The sequence below is a fragment of the Acinetobacter sp. 243_ASPC genome (assembly GCF_001054715.1).
Lineage (GTDB): Bacteria > Pseudomonadota > Gammaproteobacteria > Pseudomonadales > Moraxellaceae > Acinetobacter > Acinetobacter soli.
The window spans coordinates 68,059-91,367 of sequence record NZ_JVOR01000095.1; the positions used below are offsets into that span (position 1 = coordinate 68,059).

The following is a 23,309-nucleotide window of genomic DNA, read 5'->3' on the forward strand; positions in this document are numbered from 1 at the left end:
TGTGCAAGGTTTTTTTCTTTAGTTTTTAGGATAGATCAGTATGAATTTGCAAGTTGAGCAAGCAACAAATCAAGACCTCATCAAAAACCCAAATGAGGAAGTAGTGACTTTAGAAGAGCCAATTCGTATGGGTGACAATATGATTACTCAAATCACCATTCGTAAGCCAGGCGTAAAAGCATTAAGTGGTACGAGTCTACAGGCCATTTACCAGCATGATGTGGATGCACTTTGTAAAGTACTACCACGGGTAACTTCTCCAGCTCTAACCCCTCAACAGATTTATCAAATGGATCCTGTCGATTTTGCCCAATTGGGAGGGCATTTGGTCACTTTTTTGTACCCGAAAGCCTTACAACAGGAAATCAAGGCTCAGACGGCATAACGCTGGTCGATAACGTCGATGAAGCAATTGCCAATATTGCCGTTATTTTTCACTGGCCACCCAATACCTATGATGACATGGATCTAAGTGAACTGAGCAAATGGCATCGTATGGCACTCAAACGTCATTCATCACAATAATATAGAGTCCACCCATGGCAAATTTAAAACTTGAAGTCCTTTTTAATGCAGTCGATAAATTAACAGGGCCCATGAAAACAATTGTCGGTGGCTCTAAAACTTTGTCGGATGCCTTTAAAAAAACTTCAGCAGAATTAAAAGCGTTAGAAGCCCAGCAGCGCAAGGTTACAGGTTTCCGACAGCTTCAGGAACAATCTGAAAAAACGTCACAAGCGATTCAGAAAAATAAAGAAACGATCAAGCAGCTTAAAACTGCAATGAATATTGGTGCACCAACAGAACAAATGGTCAAAGAGTTGGCACGAGCTGAAGCTGCACAAAAACGCCTTAAAGATGCTCAGAAAAAACAAGGTACAGAAATGACCGCCTTGGTACGAGAACTCAATCAGACAGGTATTAGCATTGATAGATTGGCTGATGATGAATCAGAGCTGAAGAACAAGATTCATCTCACCACAATGGAGATCAATAAACAAAAAGATTCTTTGGAACGACACCAGAAAGCCCAGAAACAATATGAGCAAATGCAATCACGTATGGCCAAGGCATCAGATCTGGCAAAAAAAGGTTTAGCCGTCGGTGCTGTAGGTGCTGCTGGTATTGGTTATACCATGAAGCAATATGAGGACGCTGAGGACGCTGCTATGGGTTTGAAAGTATCCATGATGCAAGCAAATGGTCAAGTATCCAAAGAATATGCACAGATTAATAAATTGGCAAATGGTCTAGGAACAAAATTACCAGGTACAACAGCTGATTTCCAAAACATGATGGCAGTACTTATTCAACAAGGCATTTCAGCCAAAGCCATTTTAGGAGGTGTTGGTGAAGCAGCGGGCTATCTAGGTGTTCAAATGAAAATGCCTTTTGCCGATGCAGCAGAATTTGCAGCAAAAATGCAGGATGCTACCAAAACCACCGAAAAAGATATGCTGAGTTTAATGGATGTTATTCAACGTAGTTATTATCTAGGCGTTGATAGTACAAATATGCTATCTGGTTTTTCTAAAATATCTGCTGGCATGAAAACCATTAAGGCTGAAGGTTTGGAAGGCGCAAAAGCTATAGCCCCTCTTCTTATTATGGCAGATCAGGCAGCAATGGCAGGTGAAAGTGCTGGTAATGCGTTTAGCAAAATTTTTAAATCCATGATGGATTCCAAAGGGATTGCAAAAGCATTAAAAGATAGTGGCACAGGAATTCAAATGAACTTTACTGATGGTAAAGGTGAGTTCGGAGGCCTAGATAAAATGTTTAAACAGTTGGAAAAACTCAAAGGTCTTTCCACTGAAGCACGTTTACCTATCCTTTCTGACATGTTTGGCAATGATGCTGAAACCATTCAGGCATTAAATCTACTAATTGATAAAGGGCAAACTGGCTACAATGAGGTGATCGCCAAAATGCAAGCGCAGGCTGATCTTCAAACTCGTGTGAATGCCCAATTAAGTACTCTAAAAAATCTAAAGGATGCAGCTGGAGGAACCTTCACCAGTATGCTTGCTTTATTTGGTGAACAGTTAGCACCACAATTTAAAATGCTTATTACTGGTTTTACCAATGTTACAGAAAAAGTTACCACTTGGGCGCAACAAAACCCACAACTTGCCAATACCATTGCAAAAGTTATTGCTGGTGGTATTTTGCTTGTTGGCGGTATTAGCGCAATTGCTTTAGGTCTATTTACTATTATAGGGCCATTGGCATTACTCAAGATGTCATTGAGTGGGCTTGGCGGTGGATTTAGCCTAGTAACAGGCATGTTTAAAATGTTCCTGATGCCAATCAAAATGCTTGGAGGTGGCTTACTAAGTTTAGGAAAAATATTCTTAACAGTTTCCAGATTTATGATGGCTAACCCTATCATTCTTGCAGTTACACTACTGGCCACTGCTGCTTTTCTCATTTATAAAAACTGGGGGCCAATATCAGAATTTTTTGCAGGTCTTTGGGAAGGAATCAAAAACATTTTTGCCCCTGTTGGTGCTTGGTTCAGTGCCAAAATAAATGAAATAAAGACCGCATTTAGCGGAGGAATTACAGGTATCAGTGCCCTGATTATTAACTGGTCTCCTATCGGTTTGTTCTATTCAGCATTTGCAAAAGTTTTATCCTGGTTCGGGATCGATCTCCCCGCGAAGTTTACGGACTTTGGAGCCATGATTTTATTAGGACTAAAAAACGGTATATTGTCCAAGGTGAATGCAGTCAAGGATGCCATTACAGGTGCGGTCAGTGGTGTCATTGAAAAAGCAAAAAAAATATTAGATATCCATTCCCCTTCACGTGTATTTATGGGTATCGGCGATTACACCATGCAAGGTATGGCCATGGGGATTGCTCAAAATCATAATTTACCAGTCAAAGCTACTCAGCAGGCCACACAGAATGTTGTGGGTACTGGTGTTAAAACCACCCCAGTCAAACCCATCATGGCAGGTAGCAACAGAGCCTCTTCATTTTCTGGTGGGGATATCAATATTCAAATTCATGTTAAGGAAGGTTCCGTTGTAAGAGGTACTGCTGATGCTTTACGTCAGGAACTACAGCGTGTCGCTCAGGAAGAGCAAAATGCTAGACGTAAATTTTTAACGGATACGGAGTAAATTACAATGATGATGGCATTAGGTTTATTTGTATTTGCTCTACAAACTGCGGCATATCAGGAACTACAGCGTGTCACCAATTGGCGACATCCGAGTAATAGCCGTGTTGGAGCGTCGCCAGCATATCAGTTCGTAGGGAAAGGTGAAGATACCATCACACTCAAGGGTGAAATTTACCATGAGCTGACATGGATCAGATCCACCATGGATATTATTCGTCACATGGCAAATACTGGCAAAGCTTTTACCTTGATTGATGGTACAGGCTACTACTATGGTTTAGTCATTATCGAAAGTCTGGATGAAACCAAAACCTATTTTTTTAAAGATGGCGCAGCACGTAAAACCGAGTTCACCATTACCCTTAAAATTATCAAAGACTGGAAATATTCTTCACTTGGTTCTCTTATCGGGATAGGAATGTATCCATGATTGAAAATATTACGTCTCTCATTCAAAAGGCTAAATCTGACTATGATGACTATGCAGAATATCCAACTCCAATTTTTAGGATAGAAGTCGAAGGCATCGACATTACAGCAAAAATTCATACACGGCTGATGTCATTATCAATTAAGGACAACCGCGGTTTGGTGGTCGATTCAGTTGATATTGAGTTGGATGACTCGGATGGAAAATTGAGTATTCCACCGAAAGGGGCAAAAATACAGGTTTGGCTAGGCTGGTCAAATACAGGATTGATTGATAAGGGCGTTTATAAAGTTGAGTCGACATCACATCGAGGTGCACCAGATGTTTTAACCATTACAGCATTTAGCAATGATGTATCTGAAGGCTTAAAGCAAAAGCGTGAACGTGCCTGGAGCAATCTCACCATTCAACAGATTTTCGAAACCATTGGTGATATTTATAATCTTAAGGTCATTATTCATGAAAAATTTGCCTCACAAATCATTAAGTACATTGCACAGAATGAGAGTGACGCAAACCTGATTACCCGGATAGCCGATGAACATGATGCCATTGCAACGGTTAAAAATGGTCATCTTATATTGTTACCACGGGGTGCAAGCCAAACAGCATCTGGTTTAGATCTCCCCCAAGTCACCATCAATCGTCAAATGGGCGACCAACATAATTACACCAATGGTACAGGCACCGACAGTATCACTGGTGTCAAAGCTTATTATTACGTTGAAAAAAAAGCTAAAAAGCTTCACGTCACAGTGGGCGATAGTGAAGATAATGTAAAAGAGATCCGTTACATTCATCGAGACAAAACCACAGCAGAACTGGCTGCAAATGCAGAATATAACCGCTGTAAACGTTCAGCCCAAAAGCTCACTTATTCCTTGGCGTTAGGCAATCCTCAACTTATACCAGAACAAGAATTTGTATTTGTGGGTTTAAAACCTGAAATAGATGACATCATTTGGCTCGGAACCAATCTAACCCATACCCTTAATGACAGTGGCCTTACCACCACTGTTGAACTTGAAGTCCAACTCCCTGAAGCAGATGATGTTTCTACCCTATTTGAAGGTAAAGAGGAACAAACTGAAGAAGAGAAGAAAAAGGAACATAGTAAAAAAAGAACAGGTCGAAATTACGCGGACTATACGGGTGTTATCGTTTTTTATCGAGAGAAAGGAAAAGATCTTTCATTAAAGTCAGGTAATCAAACTAAACCTTTAAGACCTTATATTGGTGTATATCAATCTAAGAAAATTGCAATGGCTGCTTTAAAACGTGAACAGGCCCGTATTGATAAAGCAAAAAAAGGGAAATAAAAAAAGTCCTTGCTGGGGTAAGCAAGGACTATAAAAAGGCATTATTTTTCGATACATATGCAATCATACATCACTATTTATAGTGATTATGTATTATCATTGTAAAACATAATATCGATATATGGTGATTATATATGCCAGGAAAAAAGCCTTTGAAATGTCCACACTGTGGCTCTGCTTTTTCTATACGTCATAGTGAACAAGAAAGCCCTGTACTCCGACGTTACAGAGGTCAATGTCAAAATCTAGAATGTGGTTTTACCGCCATAGGATTTATGGAACTCAAGTTCCAGCTATCCCCTCCCTCTATCCCTAATCCAGAAATTCATTTACCTGTTTCTGATCATGTTAAAAATGCAGGGAGAAACACATGCCCGACAACATAGATCTCGCACAAGAACTACAACTTAAACAGGTTCAGATTCAACCCAAAGATTTTAGTCAGGCATCGCTCACTGAATGTGAAGAATGTGGCAATGACATTCCAGTAGAACGTCAACGCTATGGCTCTATTACCCTTTGTATCGAATGCAAAAATACACAAGAAAAACTTTCCAAGAGATTTTACTAATGACAAATTTTCTGATTTTTTTCATTGTTGTTTTTATTGTGGCATTACTCATTTTATGGATGATACTGGATTATCAATTTACCCGTTTAAAACAACCACTGGTCATTATAGTATGTGAAGACCTTAAGACTGAAGATAAAGAAATGTTATTGGATGCCATCAAAAATCATAAAGATCAAGTACAAGTGGTGGATCCATGTGGCTATATCCAGTCCTGATCGGGATGATCCTTGGCATGACGATCAGTAGTGCCATGTTTGTTTATATTGTTGGATAAAAAAAGCCCCTTTAAATAAAGGGGCTTTAAAATTATGAAATAGATTACCGTTCAATTTTGATTAAGCATAACTTAGATACACATGAATTCTGTATTAACTTATACCCTTGAATTGAATATTCAGTATGCTCACCCTGAATATCTACCTTGTGAATAAAATATCCTGCATCATTACCAAGCGTTGCCATTCCTAAACGGACTGCTTTATCTAAACTGGCTTTATCATGTTGATGCCAAGCAATCAAAATATAGTTTTCACTAAATTCCAACTGTGTCTGAATACCCTCAAATTGATAAATTTTCTTAACAGCATCACGGCTGTCTGTACTATCAATCATTTTTACAGGCTGGAGATCTGCTGCTTTTATAATATTTTCAGCACTCCCTACACCAACTTGAGCAACTTTTGGTAAAGTAATTTCTGATTCGTTCGAACAGGATGTAAGACCTAAAATCAAAATACTTGCTATGAGTTTTAATCTAATCATTTATGTTATCCACCACAAATCGTTTCACACGGAATACCATCACCATCCCGATCTAGCCGTGTATTACCACATTTTAAAGCAGCTCTTGCCTGACTACAGCTCGTCATTTGGCTACACGTTCGTGGATAACTACCACATTTTAAATTACTCGGAGGAGTCGAATTACTCTGACGAATCACTTTAGGTTTACTATTCTGACTGCTGGCAGGCTGTTCATCTTCAAATGGATTATTAATGGTACGCTGTTGAACCTGAGCATCATATAAACGTCGTGCCTCTTCAGCCGTCACTGGCAATTTTTTATTTATAGTACTTATTTGCACTTGTGGTGGAGTCGTTTCAACTGGATATGGGACATAATACACACAGCCAGTCATCACCGATGTAATTCCAATAAAACCAAAAATAAAAAGACGAATAGCGTTTAAGTTTATAATCATTACTTAGTGCATTTCTTTTTAGATGCGCTTAATGTTCCATTTTTGCACATAAATTTGCCATCAACTGTACAAGCTTTAACCCCACCCTTTTTCCCAGAACAAGGTTCACGTCCTTGCCATTTTGCATTCGCAACAGATACACAGCACAATGAAATCATGACTACAGATAAAAATTTACTAAACATAATGATCCCCACCAAATTATTATTAACTTAAATATTTTTATCATCTAGAAGATGGTCTATTAAATATATTACAACTCAATATTCTAAATACTTTTCCGTAGGTAAATGAAATATCCCATCAGATTTATAGTGAAATAACACATCAACAATCACAATGTGAGTATCAGATACTCTAATAAAATGCAGCACCCAGTCAGACGTATAATATTCCCCATACAGACTTTTCAAATATTCAGGAATACCAATATGATAGTGCCAAAGCTTATTTCGATGAGCATATTCATACACATCTGAACCAACTTTTACACCCTTCCAAGAGGGTGTAATTTTTCCCTTGTATTTAGAAAAATCTTTTAAACCATATTGTTGATACAACACTAAAAAATCTGCAATCGCTTGTTTTTGATCTAATGGATAATGTACAAACTCTTTTGCGAACTGCCTTGCATATTCAAAAATAAAAACCAATTAATCTTCCTTAGCGGTATTTAAAATATGCTGTATCATCTCATCACGACTCAAACCCTGTGGCATCAGATAACGCTTAGACGCCAACGCCTTTTCCATACGAGGAATATCAATCAATACAGGCGCAGATTCAGTTTTTTTCTTGTCAGTATCAGCAACAACCATGTGTCCCATACACACCTCCAAATTTTTATGCAAATCTCTTGCGTAATATTAGTAACTAAGTTGCTTTTTTGATTATAAAGTATCCCAGATACTAAAACAAATGAAGTTTAGTCTTCAATATCCTCAATAACATCATAGCTAGCCAATAAATGCTCACGAACAGTTTGTGGGGTACTATAGGTTTGGCTATACCATTGATCTTTCAAACTAATCACACGTTGTGACTTGAAGGTTTTTATTCCCTTTATTGTATTCGCAAAAAAATACCAACGGTTATTGCCGTATTCTTTATGTACCCCAGTGATATCTACACCTCTTGTTGTTACATTGCCAAATCTATCTTTATATTTCAAAACATAACGAAATCCAGCTAAGTCTAAATCATCTAGAAGTTCATCTTTCTTTTTTACAAAATCAGGAATCTGGTTCCAAGGTTGGTACTCTCCAGTTGGAGGTGAAACATAACGTGTTGGCTCTTTGAATTGAGGTTCTGACAACTGAGAGACGATATTTTTCACTTCTTTCGAAGTTTCCTCTCCCTTTATTTTATTCTCAAGCTTTAACAATGCATTTTTAATTACTTTTGATTTATTTGGTGAAACCAACTCAACAATAATAAGAAAAGGTAAAATACATAAGGTAAATATAAACAATAGAATAGAAAGAATTTTTCTCATTTTATAGACTGAATTATTTTAACCCCTTGACTCCAAAATAGTAACTAAGTTACTCTCTTTTTACCAGAGCAAAATCTCTGGTCAGGCGTAGGAACCTGAAATATTTTGACAAAAGACGCATAAAAGTCCGTCTCGGGCTATTTTTTTGCGTAAAATTCAGCTTTGCTGCTTTTTGGCAGGCTGGACAGGGCAGCCTTCGGGCTGGCCGTTTCTTTTGTCACGGTATTCCTACCCCTGTTCAGTCTGTCACCATTACCGTAGGAAGTTTTGGTGTCAGGTTTTTAAACCGACAAGAGAAACAGCAAATGAAAACATTCGCTTCTATGCATTCGTGCACCAAAAATAATCTAAAAGAGCATTCACCTATCTACGATTTGGCGGCTTATCAGCAACGCCAGCGCAAAATCAAACGTCAACGACTCCTCAAAAATCTGACTGATACAGCCATCTTTATCAGCGTGGCTGGCTTTACCTTCTCCACTTTATTTTGGGGAGTATGAGCCATGCAAACACATCAACTGATTCAAAACTATATTGAAGATCTTGTTCACTTTACCGATGGTCAATCAGATCTCCAACCGCACCGCTTCATGCTTATGGGTTTTTTGGATGCTCACCTATTTACTGGAGCAATTACCCCACAACAAAAACAGGACTATCTGGATCTCATGGATCAACGCTTCATTCAACAGGAGCAACAGCCATGACCAAATATTTTGCGCACCTCTCGTGCGCCTTTTCTGCGCCTTTTTTTAGCGATAAAACGTTGTACCATGCCTCAAAGTCACAAAATTGGGGAGCACAGCCATGAATACATTAATCCAGATCGACGATGCTGTATTTATTCAGGATGAACAAGTCAAAACCAACAGTCTAAAAGTGGCTGAGATTTTTGATAAACGTCATGATCATGTAATTCGTAAAATCGAAAGCTTAGAATGTTCGCCTGAATTTACATCAACCCATTTTTGGGGGCATGTTCAAACCATAGAAATTGGTAACGGTGCAACCCGTGAATCCAAATACTATGAAATGACCAAAGACGGCTTTATTTTCTTGGTCATGGGCTTTACTGGAGCTGCTGCTGCACGTATCAAAGAAGCCTACATCAACACCTTTAACCAAATGGCAGCCATGCTCTACAACGCACAAGGCAACCATTCACACATCCATGTCGGTGCTACGGTGCAGCTTAAAGCAGGCGGGCCGATCTATACGGTCAGTAAGATCCATTACGACGGCAGCGGCATGATGCAAGATGCCGAAGTTATCTGGCATGACCGAGCCAAACTGTGTCGGGAAGTCATCCCCGTGGCGTGTCTATCACTCGATACCAAAAACCTCACCCAGAATAAAACCCTCAGCGACTTCTGGCAGAGCGTACAGCACTATGGCATCGAACGACTCAATCACAGCCGTAGCGAACAGATCCTGGCACTCAACATGACACAGGTCTACCAGAGCATTGAAGGCTTACCACCCAAAACACAGCTTTCAGCCATACTCATGCAAAGCCGAAGCCCCTACCCTGTGTATATGCAGCATAACTACGCGGTCAGTAGTGTATTGACCCAGAAAACTTTGAAATGTTGGGTGTTTAAAACTCATCAACCGCTTATGTTGAATTAGTTACATATTCAAGTGAAATAGTGCGACTATAATTGTCGCACCCTAGTATTTTTTTAAGCCGACATTCAGCAAAATAGCGACTTCTTAAGAGGAAGGAGAAATATGTACAGTCTTATCGATATTCACGACACAAAAGCAATGACCGCGGAACAAAAACTGATAGAAATTGAAAAACCAATAGAAAATTTACAATTGACGCTATCACTTTTAACCAAAATGCAGCAAGACATTGCGTTGGAAGCAGAAGAACTCTCTGCTATGTTTATCACCTTACATAAGCAGGTTGTCGACATTCAAAGAGCCATCCAATAAATAATGCCTATTTCTTTGATTGCTGGGCGTAAGTGTCAGCAATCAATAACAACCCTTTCTTTGCATCTACATCTAAAGCCCGGTAAAGATTCAACAAATTAATTTCATCTTCAGGTAAATCACTACTTTTAATCTCAGTACTTCCCCATAAAATAAACTCGATATTGAACCCATGATCTTCCAGTAAATCGAGCTGATCCATATCAAGCGGTGCATTATGCTTCTCGTAGCGCACAATTGAATTCTTTTTTACCTTTAATATTTCAGCAAGTTCATCTTGAGTATTGATCCCCAAACGCTTTCTTTCATCGCGTAAACGTGTACCACGATTATTTAAATCATCATTTTTCATACTTTTTCCTTAAAAGCACTTTCAAATCATCTTTTATCGTGATAATTTATGTTTACTTAGTCACTAAGTCACGATTAATGAGGATTTAAACATGCCAACCAAAAACCTTCAATTACAAAAACAGAATCGCGACAACATTATTGCTGTCCGGGTGACAGACAGCGAGTTAGAGCTAATCGAAAAAGCAGCCTACGAATCACGCAAAAAAAAGACCCGTGTTTTGCTAGATGCCTTCCTTGAAAAATGCGCGGCAACGGATTGTAAAGCATAGTTTTTCAAGAAGTTATCCTTACTGCAAAACACACTAAAAACTAAAACACGGCTTTACAATTGAGTGATTCATGACAGATATTTCCAGACGCATAGACGAACGTCTTAACCAGATCTTCAACTTTAAACGTGAAGGTGACTGGTACAGACAAGGGATATGCCCACAGTGCAGCAAAAAAGAATGCTACACCCACGCTATTACCCCACGTGTGGTGAAATGCGGTCGCTTAAATAACTGCGGTTATGAAGAACACGTCAAAGATATTTGTGAAGATCTCTTCAAGGACTGGTCAAAAGAATTTCCAAAGACTGAGGTCAATCCTCATGCCGCAGCGGATGCCTATTTACGTCATGGTCGTGGACTTGATATTGCACCGCTTAAAGGTCGATACACTCAGGACACTTTTAGCCACGAAAAAAAATATCCAGGACTTTACACCGGTACAGTTCGTTTCAAACTGGCTGAAGGTATTTATTGGGAACGCTTTATCGACCGTCCAGAACGCTTTGGCCGTCAAAAGGCTAACTTTATAGGTGAGTACAAAGGTCTGTACTGGACGCTTCATGACCTTGACACCCTTTGCAATGCTTCATCGTTTTGGATAACTGAAGGCATCTTTAATGCAATCGCACTGATTCAAGCTGGTCAGCCCGCTATTGCTACCATGACCACCAGTAACTATCCATCCGTATTACTCAAACTGATCGAAGAACGCTGCCATGAACTGAAGAAAGATAAACCACGTTTAATCTGGGCATTTGACAACGACAAAACAGGCAGAGATACAGCCAAGAAATTTCACCTCAAAGCCCTTCAGGAAAAATGGGCATCTTCAGCCGCTCTACCACCGCATCAGGTCAAAGGCAAAAACCTAGACTGGAATGACCTCTTGATGCACGACCTACTCCACAGTGAGGAACGTGCCAAGTACCGTCATTACGGTGAACTACTCATTGCCGAATCAGCCGAACAAGCAGGACTGCTGATTTACAACTTCAAAGAAGGTCGCCAAAAGACATTCTTTTTTGAGCACAACTATCATTTATATAGCTTTAACCTGGATTACGACAAATATAACAAAGCGTTAGATCGTATCGAAAAAGAAGCGATTGATAATCCAAGCCTTGCTGATATGCATGACGAACAAAAACGTGAACAAGCTTTACGTGATGCTTCTGCTGTTCAAGAAGTTTGTAATCGATTAATTAAACCTATTTATTTCCAACGTAATGAAATCACTGATGAATCTTGGTATTTCGTTCAAGTCATGGGAAAAGAGGTTGATTTCAATATCACATTTACCTCAAGCATGATCAAAAATGCTGAAAAATTTAGTGATCGTTTGCTTGGTGTTTATGAAGGTGCATGGTGGACTGGATCTACTGCTCAATTGATCAATTACATCAAACCACGTACAGAAAATATAAAACGGGTCAATACCACAGATTTCATCGGTTATTCAAAAGAGTTCAAAACTTATATTTTCAATGATTATGCAGTCCATGACGGCAATATTGTTCATATCAATGAACATGACTATTTCAAAGTTAAACGTATGGAAGTTAAAACACTGGCACAAACACCATATATTGTCATAAACCCTAAACAAGAGTTTAAGCCATTCTGGTGGAAAGACTTTTATCGTGTCCGGGGTGATAAAGGTCTCATCGCTCTGGCGTGGTGGACAGGCTCTTACTTTGCCGAACAAATCCGCTCGATACATAGCTCATATCCATTTATCGAGATTATTGGCCAAGCGGGTGCAGGTAAATCACGCCTGATCGAATTTTTATGGAAACTCTCTGGCCGTAAAGATTACGAAGGCTTTGATGCCAACAAATCCACCAACGTGGCCATTTACCGTAACTTTGCCCAAATCGCCAATCTTCCAGTGGTACTCATCGAGGGCGACCGTAATGATGCCCAAGGCAATAGCGTCAAACAAGCCAAGTTCAGTTGGGATGAACTCAAAGATGCCTTTAACGGCCGTGCCATTCGCTCCAAAGGTTTAAAGACTGCGGGCAATGAAACCTATGAGCCACCTTTCCGTGGTGCCATCATGATTTCACAGAATAGTGCGATTGCAGCATCTGAAGCGATTTTGACTCGTACTTTACACTTAGCGTTTGATCGCAAAGGCCAGTCACTCGAAACCAAGCGTATTGTCGACTCACTCGACCGCATTGAGCTAGAAGATGCATGTACCTACATGACCCATTGTCTACGCAAAGAAAACGAGATCCTCAATACTTATCAGGAACGCTTAAAGAGCCTAGAAGATCAATATCACCATGTCGGCATTACCCATACCCGGATTGCACTTTGCCATGCCCAGATTGCAGCTTTAATTGAAGCGATCGCAGAGCATGTACTCAATGGCTATCTGGACTATGAAGAAGTCGCTTCAGCACAAACGATGCTCATGGATATGGCTCAAGCCAGAGTCGATCAGCTTAATGGTGATTGTCAGGAAGTGGAACAGTTCTGGGAAGCCTTTGAATATCTACAAAGTGGCAGATCTAGCGCATTTAGTCTGAACCACCATGATAACGATGCCCAAACCGTGGCCATCAATCTTAATGAAATTTATAAAGTGGCTGCCATGCAGTACCAGAAGCTGCCTGAAATTACCGTGATGAAAAATTTACTCAAATCATCACAACGCTACAAATTCATCGAATCTAACCGAGCTGTCAGCTCAAACAGATATCCAGCAGACAACGTGAAAAACCTCAATGCCGACAGTGAAATGCCCGACCGTCGTCGCACCGTCAAATGCTGGATTTTTTCCAACCCAAGTTATGGAGTTACACAAGCATGATTACACAAGAATTGCCTGAACTTGATCCAAACGAATTGCCATTCATTGATAAAGAACAACCACAACAGGAACTTAAAATTGGAGACAAAGTTGTTCGAGTGAATAAATCAACCAAACCTAAACTTTGGGAAATTCTTAGTGAAAGCAATGTCTTTATGAACAATTTTGTCTGTCATTGTAAAGATGAACTTCTTCAACACTTTCATAAATCAGAGCTAAGACTTGCATCATCCGAAGAGATCCAAGCGAGTCAACGTATCGATCATTAATTTTTATACCCTCAACTGAAGGAGAGAGCTATGCCAACACAACAAGACCTAGATTATGTAGGTCAAAAAATCATTGAAGTACTACGTGAAAAATTCCCAAATGACGCAGGATATGTCCAAGAAAAAATTGATCGATTGGCTCTCATGCCCAATAAATACGAAACCTTTTCATGGGCTTTAGGTCAACTCGACCATGAAAACCTATTTTTATTGTACGAAAAATTAGGCATGGATCTTAGAGGTCACAGATTTTACAGCCATTTATTTCAATGCCTTTAATTTAAGAACACATACAGAAGTTGCCGCTTCTGCATGTGTCACACAATCACCGGAGAGCAATTATGCAAAACGATTCTAACGTAGAAAACCAAGCAAGTGAAAAGTTTACATCTCAGTTAGCTAAAGACATGTTTAACAACAATGTTCATTTCAGCACTATTTTACATGTACCAACATTAAATGTTGCACACAGAGTTCCTGAAGGCTTTGAAGAATTTCTGGGGGATATGGACTCTAAAAACGCTACTGATTTGGTTGAGCAATATCCTCAATTAAAGGAGTTTATAGACAGCATAAATAAATACACTGACCGCGATTGGAATGAAGAACATGCCAATGATCTAGTTCTTAATCATAGCAACTTTGAATTTCTAGTAAATCTACATATAGCAATTCCAAGAGGCTTTAGTTTTACAGAAGATGGAAAGTTTCTCTCTTGTTCTATTGGTGGACATTACCGTTGCCAGTGGATTTTTGCTACCACGATGGTTGATGCAGCAAATCAAGCTATACGTCTAGCAATTGATATTCATGATATTGAGGAACAAAAGCCCGTAAAGAACAAGGCTTGGAGGGCAAAAATCATGTCTAAATATCACTGTAAATGTGGCGGTCTTATTCTTCCTGATTTTGATTCATTTAAGGTCAGTGATGAAGTCAACTGCATGATTGAAACAAGTAGACCAATCGGTGAAGGTCGCTTGAGTGTAAACCAACGAGCGTTTACTGGAAAAATCATCCGAATCGATGGCGATGTTTTTCAAATTAAAGCTAAAAATAAAACCTATGAGTTTCATCGTGGTGAATTTTCACCAATAGATGCACCGGGACCAATTGAATATTTTCGCCTAGGTAAATGCCGTTGTGAATTAGACCAAGAGAACAAACCATGAGAGGAGTCAACAAAGTCATACTGGTGGGTGTACTTGGAGCAAATCCAATTCCAAAACAATTTCAAAATGGTGGCAGCCATGCCCAGTTTTCCATTGCTACATCAGAAAAATGGCAAGACAAACAAACGGGAGAATGGCGTGAATCAACCGAGTGGCATCGCATTGTCGCCAACGGTCGACTGGGTGAAATCGCATGCCAATTTCTTAAGAAAGGTTCCAAGGTCTACATTGAAGGTTCACTGCATACACGTAAATGGACAGATCAAAATCACCAGGAACGATATATCACTGAAGTCAGAGCCAATAACTTTCAGTCACTTGATAGCGCACCACAAGCCAGTGCAGTATAAGGATAAACTATGACCATAAATATTGATTCTATTATTGAAAAAACGCTTCTTAAAATTATGAAGCAGATTGATGCAAAACCAATTATCCCTATCGATTGCCAGCTTTGGGATGAACAGGACATTGCCAATTATTTTAAATATTCACTTGATTACACCAAGCGACATATTATTAGCAATCACCATTTCCCACCGAGCCGAGAGTTGCCTACATCGGCGAGGAGTGACCGTACCGTGTCACGTTGGAAAGCTACTGATGTTATTTCATTCGGGATGGCATTTGACAAAACCAATGTGAAATACAATTAATCCAGAGCCACCGTAAGGTGGCTTTTTTAAGCCAGTAACCGGCTTAAACCAGTTGTTTGATTCAACTCATCCAGAATCTCATCATTGGTCGGGTTGTAATAGGTCAATGCCTGTTTTGGATCCTTCCAACCAAAAATCTTACACAAAGTCAGCGCATTTTTAATGCGTCTGGCCATAAGTGAAGCAGCTTCATGTCGTGAATCATGAAAAGTTAAATCTGCATTTTCCAAACCAGCCTGTTTACGGGCCTTTCTAAATAGTGCATCCCGTGAAGAATTGCTGACAGTAAAGACTTTAGGACTCCCCTTCCGATCAATTTTCATAGCCAATGACCACAAATGCAGTGCAAAATCATCCAAAGGAACCCTACGGGAGGATCCATTCTTCGTATCATCCAGTTGAACATAACGACTGGCCAAAACAATATCACGCGGTAAACGATTGACAATCTCTCCAGATCTCATACCCGTGGCCAAAGCAATCAACCAGATCAAAGCCACTTCCTGCATTTTGGTTTCTGGCACAGTACCTGGTTTATATTTCAATGCAATTAGCATTTTTTCTAGTTCGTGCTCTTCTACCCGACGTTCCCGGTTATCTGGCTTCTTTGGTTTTCGTATTTCCTGAACAGGATTAAAGTTAATCCACTTTTTATCCAGCTTGCACCAGTTAAAAAATGAGGATAACAACGAATAATCACGCAATACGGTCGATGCTTTTAACGGGCGTATAGATCTCTTGGTAACAGCATCTTCCCACTGCTTAATAAATTCACTCTTATACGTCTGGAGTGGCCAATCAACATTAGGCAACACTTCTTTAAAATACTCTATACGTTGGCGTTCTTTTTTGGCAGTCTTTTTAAATATTGAAACTTCATCGCTATAACGCTGTAGAGCTTCACGCAATGTAAGTACTACTTTGCTCTGTAAAGCTGCTTCTGTAGCAGCATTTAATATCAGATCTCGTTCAGCTGCTCTCCCCCAGTTCGTTGCATCAATTTTCTTATCAAATGTTTTTGTTTTACGAAGGCCTTCAAGTTCAACATCTGCCTTCCACTTTTTATTTGGTTTTTGATAAACCGAAATACTCATCTAAAACAACACTCCTTTTTTATGTAGACAGAACAGAGCTACAAAATCACTCTGCGGGTGGAAAACGGGTGGAAACTTATACCAAATAATCCCGAAAAATACCGTAAAAAAACACAAACCCCAGAAACGACAAAACCCCGAAACCTTTATATATCAAGGTTTCGGGGTTTATCTAAAATTCTGTTAAGAATCAATGGTCCCGAGGGTCGGACTCGAACCGACACGTTCTCTCGAACAGTGGATTTTGAGTCCACCGCGTCTACCAATTTCACCACCTCGGGAAGAGCATGATGCTGCTTTGTGATGCGTATATTATCTGATTTTAAAATCTTGTCAACGCTAAGATATTGAGTTTTGCTCACTTTTAGTACAAACAGTGAAAAATCATAAAAAAAGCGCGCTGCCCAATCGGTTTGAAAAGCTCTATACTATCGCCACGTTTTGGTTTGTACTCGAGTTATGCAACTTTCCGATTTCAATTTTGACCTGCCTGACGAGCTGATTGCCCGTTATCCACTTGAAATACGCTCCGCATCGCGTCTGCTTCATCTTGATGCGCTGGGTCAATATCACGACCATGCCTTTACCGACATTCTAGAGCTTCTCGATGAAGGTGACCTTTTGGTATTAAACGACACCAAGGTCATGAAAGCCCGACTCAAAGGCAAGCGCGCATCAGGTGGAGCAGTTGAGGTATTGGTAGAGCGTATGCTTGATAACCGGATTGCACATTGTCATATCAAATCCAGTAATTCACCTAAAGCTGGTGCAGAGCTATTTATTGGTGAAGATCAAGTCTCTGTCATTGTACAAGGCCGTCATGAAAATCTCTATGTGGTTGAATTTTCTCAGCCGATCTTGAGCGTGCTTGACCGTTATGGTCAATTGCCTATTCCGCCGTATTTTAACCGTGAAGCCGAAGCCATCGACACCGAACGTTATCAAACGGTGTTTCACAATCCAGATAAAATTGCCAGTGTGGCCGCACCTACCGCCAGCCTGCATTTCGATGAAACACTCTTGGCCAAGCTTGAAGCCAAAGGCATTCAAAAAACATTCGTGACCTTACATGTGGGTGCAGGTACCTTTTTACCGGTACGTACAGACGACATCAAAAATCACATTATGCACAGTGAATGGTGTGATGTACCTGAACATACCGCAGAATTGATTCGTCAGGTGCAAGCTCGTGGCAATAAAGTGATTGCTGTAGGGACAACGGCCACGCGTGCCTTGGAAAGTGCAGCACAGGCCAATGGCGGAAAAATCGGTGCATGGACAGGCGACACCCAGATCTTTATTTATCCGGGCTATCAATTTTGTGCGGTTGATCGCCTCATCACCAATTTCCATTTACCAGAATCGACCTTACTGATGCTGGTGTCGGCCTTATCAAATCGCGACAATATCTTAAATGCGTATGCACATGCTGTAGAAGCCCAATATCGCTTCTTTAGTTATGGTGATGCGATGCTGATTGATCGCGCAGCAACCCAAGTCAACTAACAAGTTTAATACTTTACGTTATATCTGTTTGACTCAAAAATGCCCGACATATCGTCGGGTATTTTTTATACCCAAGGCAACGCTTTTAGTGTTTTCGTTATCTTGTACATTTAGTAGTAGCACTCTCAGGACAAATCAAGGAAAATAGCCGCCTTTAAATAGGTTAATCAGCGAACTGTTTTTTCGCCTTGATTTGGAAAGTTGCATGAAGTTTGAAAAATTAGGTCAATCTGGCCGCGCCCGCCGTGGTCGTTTAACCCTTGCACACGGTGTGGTCGAAACACCTGTGTTTATGCCCGTTGGCACATACGGCACTGTAAAAGGTATGTTGCCGCGCGATATCGAAGAAATTCAAGCGCAAATTATTTTAGGCAACACCTTTCACCTGTACTTGCGTCCGGGCCTTGAGGTAATTAAAGAGCATGGTGGATTACATGAATTCATCAAGTGGGATAAACCGATTCTGACCGATTCAGGCGGCTTTCAGGTGTTTAGCCTTGGCGCGATGCGTAAAATCAAGGAAGAAGGTGTGACCTTCCGCTCACCGATTGACGGTTCAAAAGTGTTTTTGTCACCTGAGATTTCTATGGAAATCCAGCAAGTGCTCAATTCCGACATCGTGATGATTTTTGACGAATGCACGCCCTACCCAGCCACTCATGAAGAAGCGCAAAAATCGTTGCAGTTGTCTTTGCGCTGGGCCAAACGTTGTAAAACCCATCACCACGAACAACTTAATAATACCAATGCGCTATTTGGAATTATTCAGGGCGGTATGTATGAAGATCTGCGTGATGAATCCCTTAATGGTTTGCTCGAAATTGGATTTGATGGCTATGCCATTGGTGGGTTATCGGTAGGCGAACCGAAAGAAGAAATGATCAAGGTACTCGATTATCTGCCGGCTAAAATGCCAGAAGATAAGCCACGCTACCTAATGGGTGTGGGTAAACCGGAAGATATCGTTGAAGCGGTGCGCCGTGGTGTCGATATGTTTGACTGCGTAATGCCGACCCGTAATGCGCGTAACGGTCATTACTTTGTGACAGACGGTTTGGTGCGTATCCGCAACAGTAAATATCGTCATGATCAAAGCCCGCTCGATCCCCATTGCGATTGCTATACCTGCAAAAACTTTACCCGTGCCTACCTTTACCATCTTGAAAAATGTGGTGAAATGTTGGCATCAATGCTCGGTACAATTCACAACTTACGGTATTATCAACGCCTGACTCAAGGCATTCGTGATGCACTTGAGCAGGGTACCTTTGATGAGTTTGTCACCGACTTCTACACGCGTCGTGGTTTAGATGTACCACCCGCACCGGTGGATTAATTCATCAGAATTTGCGCTCAACAAAAAGACAAGGTAAATTGCAGAGCGAACTGGTATTTTTGTCATAATTTGACGCCCATTTTTTAACTTTAGGAAACCAAAATGAGCTTTTTAATTTCTACTGCTCATGCTGCAGATGCGGCGCCGCAAGGTCCAGGCATGATGGCTAACATATTGATGATTGTTGTATTTGTTGCAATCTTCTATTTCTTGATCTGGCGTCCTCAATCAAAACGTGCCAAAGAACATCGTACTTTGGTTGAAAGCCTAGGTGTGGGCAGCGAAGTTGTTTTTGCTGGTGGCTTAATGGGCCGTATCACCAAAATCGAAGGCGATTATGCTGTGGTTGAATTGAGCCGTGGCGTAGAAGTTAAAATCCAACGCGCTAGTGTGATTTCAGTTTTACCTGAAGGCACACTCAATAACCTTTAATCAAAAAGACAGTCGTGCACCCCGCACGACTTTTTCATTTTAAGAAGAAAGCGAATGCGTTACCCTGCATGGAAATATGTGCTGATCATTGTTGTTTTGATTATCAGCACTTTATACGCACTGCCAAGTTTGTATCCAGACGAGCCTGCTGTTCAGATTTCTGGTGCCAAAGCCGGTACTCAAATCGACCAGAGCATGGTGCAAAAAGCAGAGCAAATTTTAAAAACTGCCAACATCACCAGTCATGACAACAGCTTTGCCAACAATGCTGCCCTGTTACGTCTTAACTCATCGGAAGATCAGCTCAAGGCACAGGACGTATTGCGTCGTGATTTAGGCGACAACTATGTGGTGGCGTTAAACCTTGCCCCGACCACGCCAGAATGGCTTCAGAAAATTGGCGCCAAGCCAATGAAACTGGGCCTCGACTTACGTGGTGGCGTACACTTCTTGCTCGAAGTGGACATGAACAAGGCGATTGCGCAGCGCATGGAAACGTCGGTCAGTGATATTCGCCGCCAATTCCGCGACAACAATATCAAGTTCAATAGCTTATCGCTTAATAACAATGCGATTGTACTGCAATTTGCCAATAACGCAGATCGCGACACGGCTATGGACTTTTTACGTCGTAATGGCAACGAATACACACAACAGGCGGTCGCAACGGCAAGTGGTGCATCACTGCGTCTGAGCTACACCGATGCTCGTCGTCAGGAGATCGAGTCGTATGCGGTCAACCAAAACTTAACCACATTGCGTAACCGTATTAACGAGTTGGGCGTGGCTGAAGCTTTGGTTCAAACTCAAGGCAGCAACCGTATTGTGGTGGAATTACCTGGCGTTCAGGATACTGCTGAAGCCAAGCGTGTTCTAGGTCGTACGGCCAATCTTGAGTTCCGTTTGGTTGCCGATCAAAATGATCAATATATCGACCCGTATACCGGTAAATATAATGGTCAGCCATTGCCACCGGGCACAGAGTTGTTTGCCTATGAGTCACTCGACAGTGGTCGTCAGTTGTTGCTTAATCGCAACCGTATCTTGACCGGTGAACGTGTGCAAAACGCAAGTTCTGGCTTTAGTCAGGATACAGGCGGTGCCGAAGTGAATATCACGCTCGACAGCGCTGGCGGTAAGCTCATGGCAGATGCGACACGAAATGCAGTGGGTAAACGTATGGCGGTGTTGTTTATCGAAAATAAACAACGCGTCAGTTATGTGACGGATCCGGCAACTGGTGCACAAACCGAAGTGCGTACACCGTATACCGAATCGGTCATTATCAATGCCGCGACTGTTCAAGCTGTTTTGGGCTCACAGTTCCGAATTACTGGTCTCGATTCTCCTCAAGAAGCGGCTGAACTTGCGCTGATGCTTCGTGCGGGTGCGCTTGCAGCACCAATGTACTTTGTTGAAGAACGCGTGGTTGGTCCAAGCCTTGGTCAGGAAAATATCGACAAAGGGATTCTGTCTACTGAAGTCGGCTTCCTTCTGGTCGCGATCTGGATGGTGGTGTTCTTCCGCTTGTTTGGTTTGATTGCAAACTTTGCCCTCGTGTTTAACTTGGCAATGATTCTCACCGTAATGTCTTGGATTGGTGCCTCGCTCACCCTGCCGGGGATTGCCGGTATCGTCATTACCATCGGGATGGCGGTCGATGCGAACGTACTAATTTGTGAACGAATACGTGAAGAAATCAAATGGGGGGCTTCACCCAAGCAGGCCATTGTGGCCGGCTATGATCGTGCCTACAACACCATTTTTGACTCGAACTTAACCACATTTTTGGTGGCGTTCATTTTGTTTGCAATTGGTACAGGTCCAATCAAAGGTTTCGCAGTGACGCTGATGATTGGTATTGTCTGCTCGATGTTTACTGCCATTACCGTGACCCGTGCAATTGTACAGCTCATTTATGGCAAACGTCGTAACTTGAAAAAGTTGAGCATATAAGGAGATCGATGATGACTGATATGACTCAACCTAAACCCAAGCAGTATGGCCGTCCAGACAACGAGCGGGTAATTCCGTTTATGAAAATTGCCAAACCAGCGGCAATTTTCTCGGTCTTGCTCACCTTGGCCAGTATCTTCTTTATTGTAACCAAGGGCCTTAACCTCGGTTTGGACTTTACTGGCGGCGTTTCGGCAGAGCTGAATTATTCGCAACCGGTGAATCAGTCCGCTGTTTCACAAGCGCTTGATAAAGCCGGCTTTAAAGATGCTGTCGTACAAACACTTGGCAGTAATAAAGATCTGATCGTGCGTATGCCTGTACAAGATGATCTCAAAGTCGATGATCTTAGCAATGCGCTGACCAAGGCAGTGCAATTGCCAAATAACACGGCCATGGTACACAAGGTCGATGCTGTTGGCGGACAGGTGGGTAACGAGCTTTACCTACGCTCTGCTGGCGCTGTGGCTTTGGCATTGATTCTGATGCTGGTCTACGTGACCATTCGTTTTGAATTCAAGCTTGCGATGGGCGCCGTGATGTCGTTATTCCACGATATCATTATTATCATTGGTGCTTTCGCGCTGTTTCAATGGCAGTTCGATTTAACCGTGCTTGCGGCTGTTTTGGCGGTCATTGGTTTCTCACTGAACGATAACATCGTGGTATCAGACCGTATCCGTGAAAATTTCCGTAAGATTCGCGGTGCAACACCACGTGAAATTGTCGACATTGCATTGACCGAAACTCTCAGACGTACCATTCATACTTCCATGACCCTATTACTCGTGGTTCTTGCCATGATGTTCTTGGGTGGTGATGGCTTGAAATGGTTCTCTGTTGCAATGTTTGTAGGTGTCTTTGTCGGAACCTACTCTTCGATTTATATCGGAACAGCATTTGCACTGTGGCGTGGTCTGAACCGTCAAGACTTTGTGGTTCAAGTCAAACCTGAATTTGAAGATGATATTCCATAATCTTTAAATTTGAGTGTTATTAAAAATGCCAGCAATCTGCTGGCATTTTTTTTAATCAATACATTTAAGATTGTGTTTTGGTTTTGGCCTCGAAATCGAGCTGACGCTGGCGCTCTCGCCGATTAATCTGCTCAATCTTTTCGAGTACATACTGAATCGCATAGTAAAATCGGGCAAATAACATCATGACAAAAAAGGTATAAAATGCAGATAAGTCAAACTGGTCCGCATGCTGAAAAAATTTTTTATAACAGGCAGCCACCATCGAAATCACCATCATCGTGGCAAAAAAATAGTAAATAAATTGAATGTCTTTATCACGTATTTTTAATTTCATACTTATGGTCCAAAACGTTAACAACAATAAGAAAAT

Annotated in this window: 33 protein-coding genes and 1 tRNA gene; 24 read left to right on the plus strand and 10 right to left on the minus strand. The window is 41.2% G+C overall.

Annotated features, from left to right (window positions below):
- Window positions 1–40 precede the first annotated feature (40 nt).
- The 8 genes from ADA42_RS12405 (at window position 41) to ADA42_RS12430 (ending at window position 5,671) form a co-directional block, all read left to right on the plus strand.
- On the plus strand, window positions 41–385 hold the full coding sequence (locus tag ADA42_RS12405; RefSeq protein WP_048765517.1) for a phage tail assembly protein: 345 nt from the start codon (window positions 41–43) through the stop codon (window positions 383–385).
- Between the two features lie 35 nt (window positions 386–420).
- Complete coding sequence (locus ADA42_RS18065; protein WP_265103378.1) at window positions 421–525, plus strand: GpE family phage tail protein; 105 nt, start codon at window positions 421–423, stop codon at window positions 523–525.
- Window positions 526–539: 14 nt separating this feature from the next.
- A complete protein-coding gene (locus ADA42_RS12410; protein ID WP_048765519.1) occupies window positions 540–3,131 on the plus strand; it encodes a phage tail tape measure protein in 2,592 nt (863 codons plus the stop codon).
- A 6-nt stretch (window positions 3,132–3,137) separates the two neighbouring features.
- Window positions 3,138–3,563: a phage tail protein gene (locus ADA42_RS12415; RefSeq protein WP_048765520.1), complete on the plus strand. Its 426-nt coding sequence runs from the start codon at window positions 3,138–3,140 to the stop codon at window positions 3,561–3,563.
- Window positions 3,560–4,882 (plus strand): contractile injection system protein, VgrG/Pvc8 family, encoded by a 1,323-nt coding sequence (locus tag ADA42_RS12420; protein WP_048765522.1) that lies wholly within the window; start codon window positions 3,560–3,562, stop codon window positions 4,880–4,882. The genes ADA42_RS12415 and ADA42_RS12420 overlap by 4 nt, the downstream gene beginning before the upstream one ends.
- 134 nt (window positions 4,883–5,016) lie before the next feature.
- A complete protein-coding gene (locus tag ADA42_RS18070; RefSeq protein ID WP_081407833.1) occupies window positions 5,017–5,268 on the plus strand; it encodes an ogr/Delta-like zinc finger family protein in 252 nt (83 codons plus the stop codon).
- Window positions 5,253–5,453: a TraR/DksA C4-type zinc finger protein gene (locus ADA42_RS12425; protein WP_048765524.1), complete on the plus strand. Its 201-nt coding sequence runs from the start codon at window positions 5,253–5,255 to the stop codon at window positions 5,451–5,453. The genes ADA42_RS18070 and ADA42_RS12425 overlap by 16 nt, the downstream gene beginning before the upstream one ends.
- Entirely contained in the window at window positions 5,453–5,671 is a 219-nt protein-coding gene (locus ADA42_RS12430; RefSeq protein ID WP_048765526.1) for a hypothetical protein, read from the plus strand. Before ADA42_RS12425 ends, ADA42_RS12430 begins: the two co-directional genes overlap by 1 nt.
- Window positions 5,672–5,774: 103 nt before the next feature.
- Here ADA42_RS12430 and ADA42_RS12435 read toward each other — a convergent pair whose 3' ends face one another.
- The 6 genes from ADA42_RS12435 to ADA42_RS12450 form a co-directional block, all read right to left on the minus strand.
- Window positions 5,775–6,218, minus strand: coding sequence for a hypothetical protein (locus ADA42_RS12435; RefSeq protein WP_048765528.1), 444 nt, complete (start codon window positions 6,216–6,218; stop codon window positions 5,775–5,777).
- A 5-nt stretch (window positions 6,219–6,223) separates the two neighbouring features.
- The gene (locus tag ADA42_RS12440) at window positions 6,224–6,658 is read right to left on the minus strand and encodes an excalibur calcium-binding domain-containing protein (RefSeq protein ID WP_048765531.1); all 435 of its coding nucleotides are present in this window, start codon (window positions 6,656–6,658) and stop codon (window positions 6,224–6,226) included.
- Window positions 6,658–6,843, minus strand: coding sequence for a hypothetical protein (locus tag ADA42_RS18075; RefSeq protein WP_081407834.1), 186 nt, complete (start codon window positions 6,841–6,843; stop codon window positions 6,658–6,660). Before ADA42_RS18075 ends, ADA42_RS12440 begins: the two co-directional genes overlap by 1 nt.
- Before the next feature lie 75 nt (window positions 6,844–6,918).
- Window positions 6,919–7,311 (minus strand): hypothetical protein, encoded by a 393-nt coding sequence (locus ADA42_RS12445; RefSeq protein WP_048765532.1) that lies wholly within the window; start codon window positions 7,309–7,311, stop codon window positions 6,919–6,921.
- Entirely contained in the window at window positions 7,312–7,485 is a 174-nt protein-coding gene (locus tag ADA42_RS18495) for a hypothetical protein (RefSeq protein WP_161798550.1), read from the minus strand.
- A gap of 98 nt (window positions 7,486–7,583) precedes the next feature.
- Entirely contained in the window at window positions 7,584–8,153 is a 570-nt protein-coding gene (locus tag ADA42_RS12450) for a hypothetical protein (protein ID WP_048765535.1), read from the minus strand.
- Between the two features lie 305 nt (window positions 8,154–8,458).
- Here ADA42_RS12450 and ADA42_RS12455 point away from each other — a divergent pair, with 305 nt between their 5' ends.
- The 4 genes from ADA42_RS12455 (at window position 8,459) to ADA42_RS12470 (ending at window position 10,094) form a co-directional block, all read left to right on the plus strand.
- Window positions 8,459–8,653 carry a hypothetical protein gene (locus ADA42_RS12455; RefSeq protein ID WP_048765538.1) on the plus strand — a complete coding sequence of 65 codons (195 nt, stop codon included), beginning with the start codon at window positions 8,459–8,461 and terminating at the stop codon, window positions 8,651–8,653.
- Window positions 8,654–8,656: 3 nt separating this feature from the next.
- Window positions 8,657–8,860 (plus strand): hypothetical protein, encoded by a 204-nt coding sequence (locus ADA42_RS12460; protein WP_048765541.1) that lies wholly within the window; start codon window positions 8,657–8,659, stop codon window positions 8,858–8,860.
- A gap of 100 nt (window positions 8,861–8,960) precedes the next feature.
- A complete protein-coding gene (locus ADA42_RS12465) occupies window positions 8,961–9,782 on the plus strand; it encodes a Rha family transcriptional regulator (protein WP_048765542.1) in 822 nt (273 codons plus the stop codon).
- A gap of 102 nt (window positions 9,783–9,884) precedes the next feature.
- Window positions 9,885–10,094 (plus strand): hypothetical protein, encoded by a 210-nt coding sequence (locus ADA42_RS12470; protein WP_048765545.1) that lies wholly within the window; start codon window positions 9,885–9,887, stop codon window positions 10,092–10,094.
- 7 nt (window positions 10,095–10,101) lie between these two features.
- Here the strand turns inward: ADA42_RS12470 and ADA42_RS12475 are convergent, their stop codons facing one another.
- Window positions 10,102–10,446 (minus strand): helix-turn-helix domain-containing protein, encoded by a 345-nt coding sequence (locus tag ADA42_RS12475; RefSeq protein WP_048765548.1) that lies wholly within the window; start codon window positions 10,444–10,446, stop codon window positions 10,102–10,104.
- Window positions 10,447–10,537: 91 nt separating this feature from the next.
- On the opposite strand from ADA42_RS12475, the gene ADA42_RS12480 reads away from it, so the two are divergent.
- The 7 genes from ADA42_RS12480 (at window position 10,538) to ADA42_RS12515 (ending at window position 15,635) form a co-directional block, all read left to right on the plus strand.
- Window positions 10,538–10,717, plus strand: a complete 180-nt coding sequence (locus tag ADA42_RS12480; protein WP_048765550.1) for a hypothetical protein — start codon at window positions 10,538–10,540, stop codon at window positions 10,715–10,717.
- Between the two features lie 70 nt (window positions 10,718–10,787).
- A complete protein-coding gene (locus ADA42_RS12485) occupies window positions 10,788–13,538 on the plus strand; it encodes a toprim domain-containing protein (RefSeq protein WP_048765552.1) in 2,751 nt (916 codons plus the stop codon).
- A complete protein-coding gene (locus ADA42_RS12490) occupies window positions 13,535–13,807 on the plus strand; it encodes a hypothetical protein (RefSeq protein WP_048765554.1) in 273 nt (90 codons plus the stop codon). The genes ADA42_RS12485 and ADA42_RS12490 overlap by 4 nt, the downstream gene beginning before the upstream one ends.
- Window positions 13,808–13,837: 30 nt before the next feature.
- Window positions 13,838–14,086, plus strand: a complete 249-nt coding sequence (locus ADA42_RS12495; protein ID WP_048765556.1) for a hypothetical protein — start codon at window positions 13,838–13,840, stop codon at window positions 14,084–14,086.
- Window positions 14,087–14,670: 584 nt separating this feature from the next.
- Entirely contained in the window at window positions 14,671–14,979 is a 309-nt protein-coding gene (locus tag ADA42_RS12505; RefSeq protein ID WP_048765557.1) for a hypothetical protein, read from the plus strand.
- Window positions 14,976–15,329, plus strand: coding sequence for a single-stranded DNA-binding protein (gene ssb / locus ADA42_RS12510; protein WP_048765559.1), 354 nt, complete (start codon window positions 14,976–14,978; stop codon window positions 15,327–15,329). The genes ADA42_RS12505 and ssb overlap by 4 nt, the downstream gene beginning before the upstream one ends.
- Window positions 15,330–15,338: 9 nt before the next feature.
- A complete protein-coding gene (locus ADA42_RS12515; RefSeq protein ID WP_048765560.1) occupies window positions 15,339–15,635 on the plus strand; it encodes a hypothetical protein in 297 nt (98 codons plus the stop codon).
- Between the two features lie 26 nt (window positions 15,636–15,661).
- Here ADA42_RS12515 and ADA42_RS12520 read toward each other — a convergent pair whose 3' ends face one another.
- Together ADA42_RS12520 and ADA42_RS12525 are read right to left on the minus strand one after the other, a co-directional pair.
- Window positions 15,662–16,729 (minus strand): tyrosine-type recombinase/integrase, encoded by a 1,068-nt coding sequence (locus tag ADA42_RS12520; RefSeq protein WP_048765563.1) that lies wholly within the window; start codon window positions 16,727–16,729, stop codon window positions 15,662–15,664.
- Window positions 16,730–16,923: 194 nt separating this feature from the next.
- Window positions 16,924–17,010 (minus strand) — tRNA-Leu (locus tag ADA42_RS12525).
- Between the two features lie 178 nt (window positions 17,011–17,188).
- On the opposite strand from ADA42_RS12525, the gene queA reads away from it, so the two are divergent.
- The 5 genes from queA to secF all read left to right on the plus strand — a co-directional run bounded on the left by queA (window position 17,189) and on the right by secF (window position 22,936).
- The gene (gene queA, locus ADA42_RS12530; protein WP_048765564.1) at window positions 17,189–18,235 is read left to right on the plus strand and encodes a tRNA preQ1(34) S-adenosylmethionine ribosyltransferase-isomerase QueA; all 1,047 of its coding nucleotides are present in this window, start codon (window positions 17,189–17,191) and stop codon (window positions 18,233–18,235) included.
- 205 nt (window positions 18,236–18,440) lie between these two features.
- The gene (gene tgt, locus ADA42_RS12535) at window positions 18,441–19,571 is read left to right on the plus strand and encodes a tRNA guanosine(34) transglycosylase Tgt (protein WP_004919919.1); all 1,131 of its coding nucleotides are present in this window, start codon (window positions 18,441–18,443) and stop codon (window positions 19,569–19,571) included.
- Between the two features lie 102 nt (window positions 19,572–19,673).
- Window positions 19,674–20,003 (plus strand): preprotein translocase subunit YajC, encoded by a 330-nt coding sequence (gene yajC / locus ADA42_RS12540; protein ID WP_004919921.1) that lies wholly within the window; start codon window positions 19,674–19,676, stop codon window positions 20,001–20,003.
- Window positions 20,004–20,057: 54 nt separating this feature from the next.
- Window positions 20,058–21,959 carry a protein translocase subunit SecD gene (gene secD, locus ADA42_RS12545; protein ID WP_048765566.1) on the plus strand — a complete coding sequence of 634 codons (1,902 nt, stop codon included), beginning with the start codon at window positions 20,058–20,060 and terminating at the stop codon, window positions 21,957–21,959.
- Window positions 21,960–21,967: 8 nt separating this feature from the next.
- Complete coding sequence (secF, locus tag ADA42_RS12550) at window positions 21,968–22,936, plus strand: protein translocase subunit SecF (protein WP_119025193.1); 969 nt, start codon at window positions 21,968–21,970, stop codon at window positions 22,934–22,936.
- 64 nt (window positions 22,937–23,000) lie between these two features.
- Here the strand turns inward: secF and ADA42_RS12555 are convergent, their stop codons facing one another.
- Window positions 23,001–23,273 (minus strand): hypothetical protein, encoded by a 273-nt coding sequence (locus ADA42_RS12555; RefSeq protein WP_048765570.1) that lies wholly within the window; start codon window positions 23,271–23,273, stop codon window positions 23,001–23,003.
- Window positions 23,274–23,309: the final 36 nt, after the last annotated feature.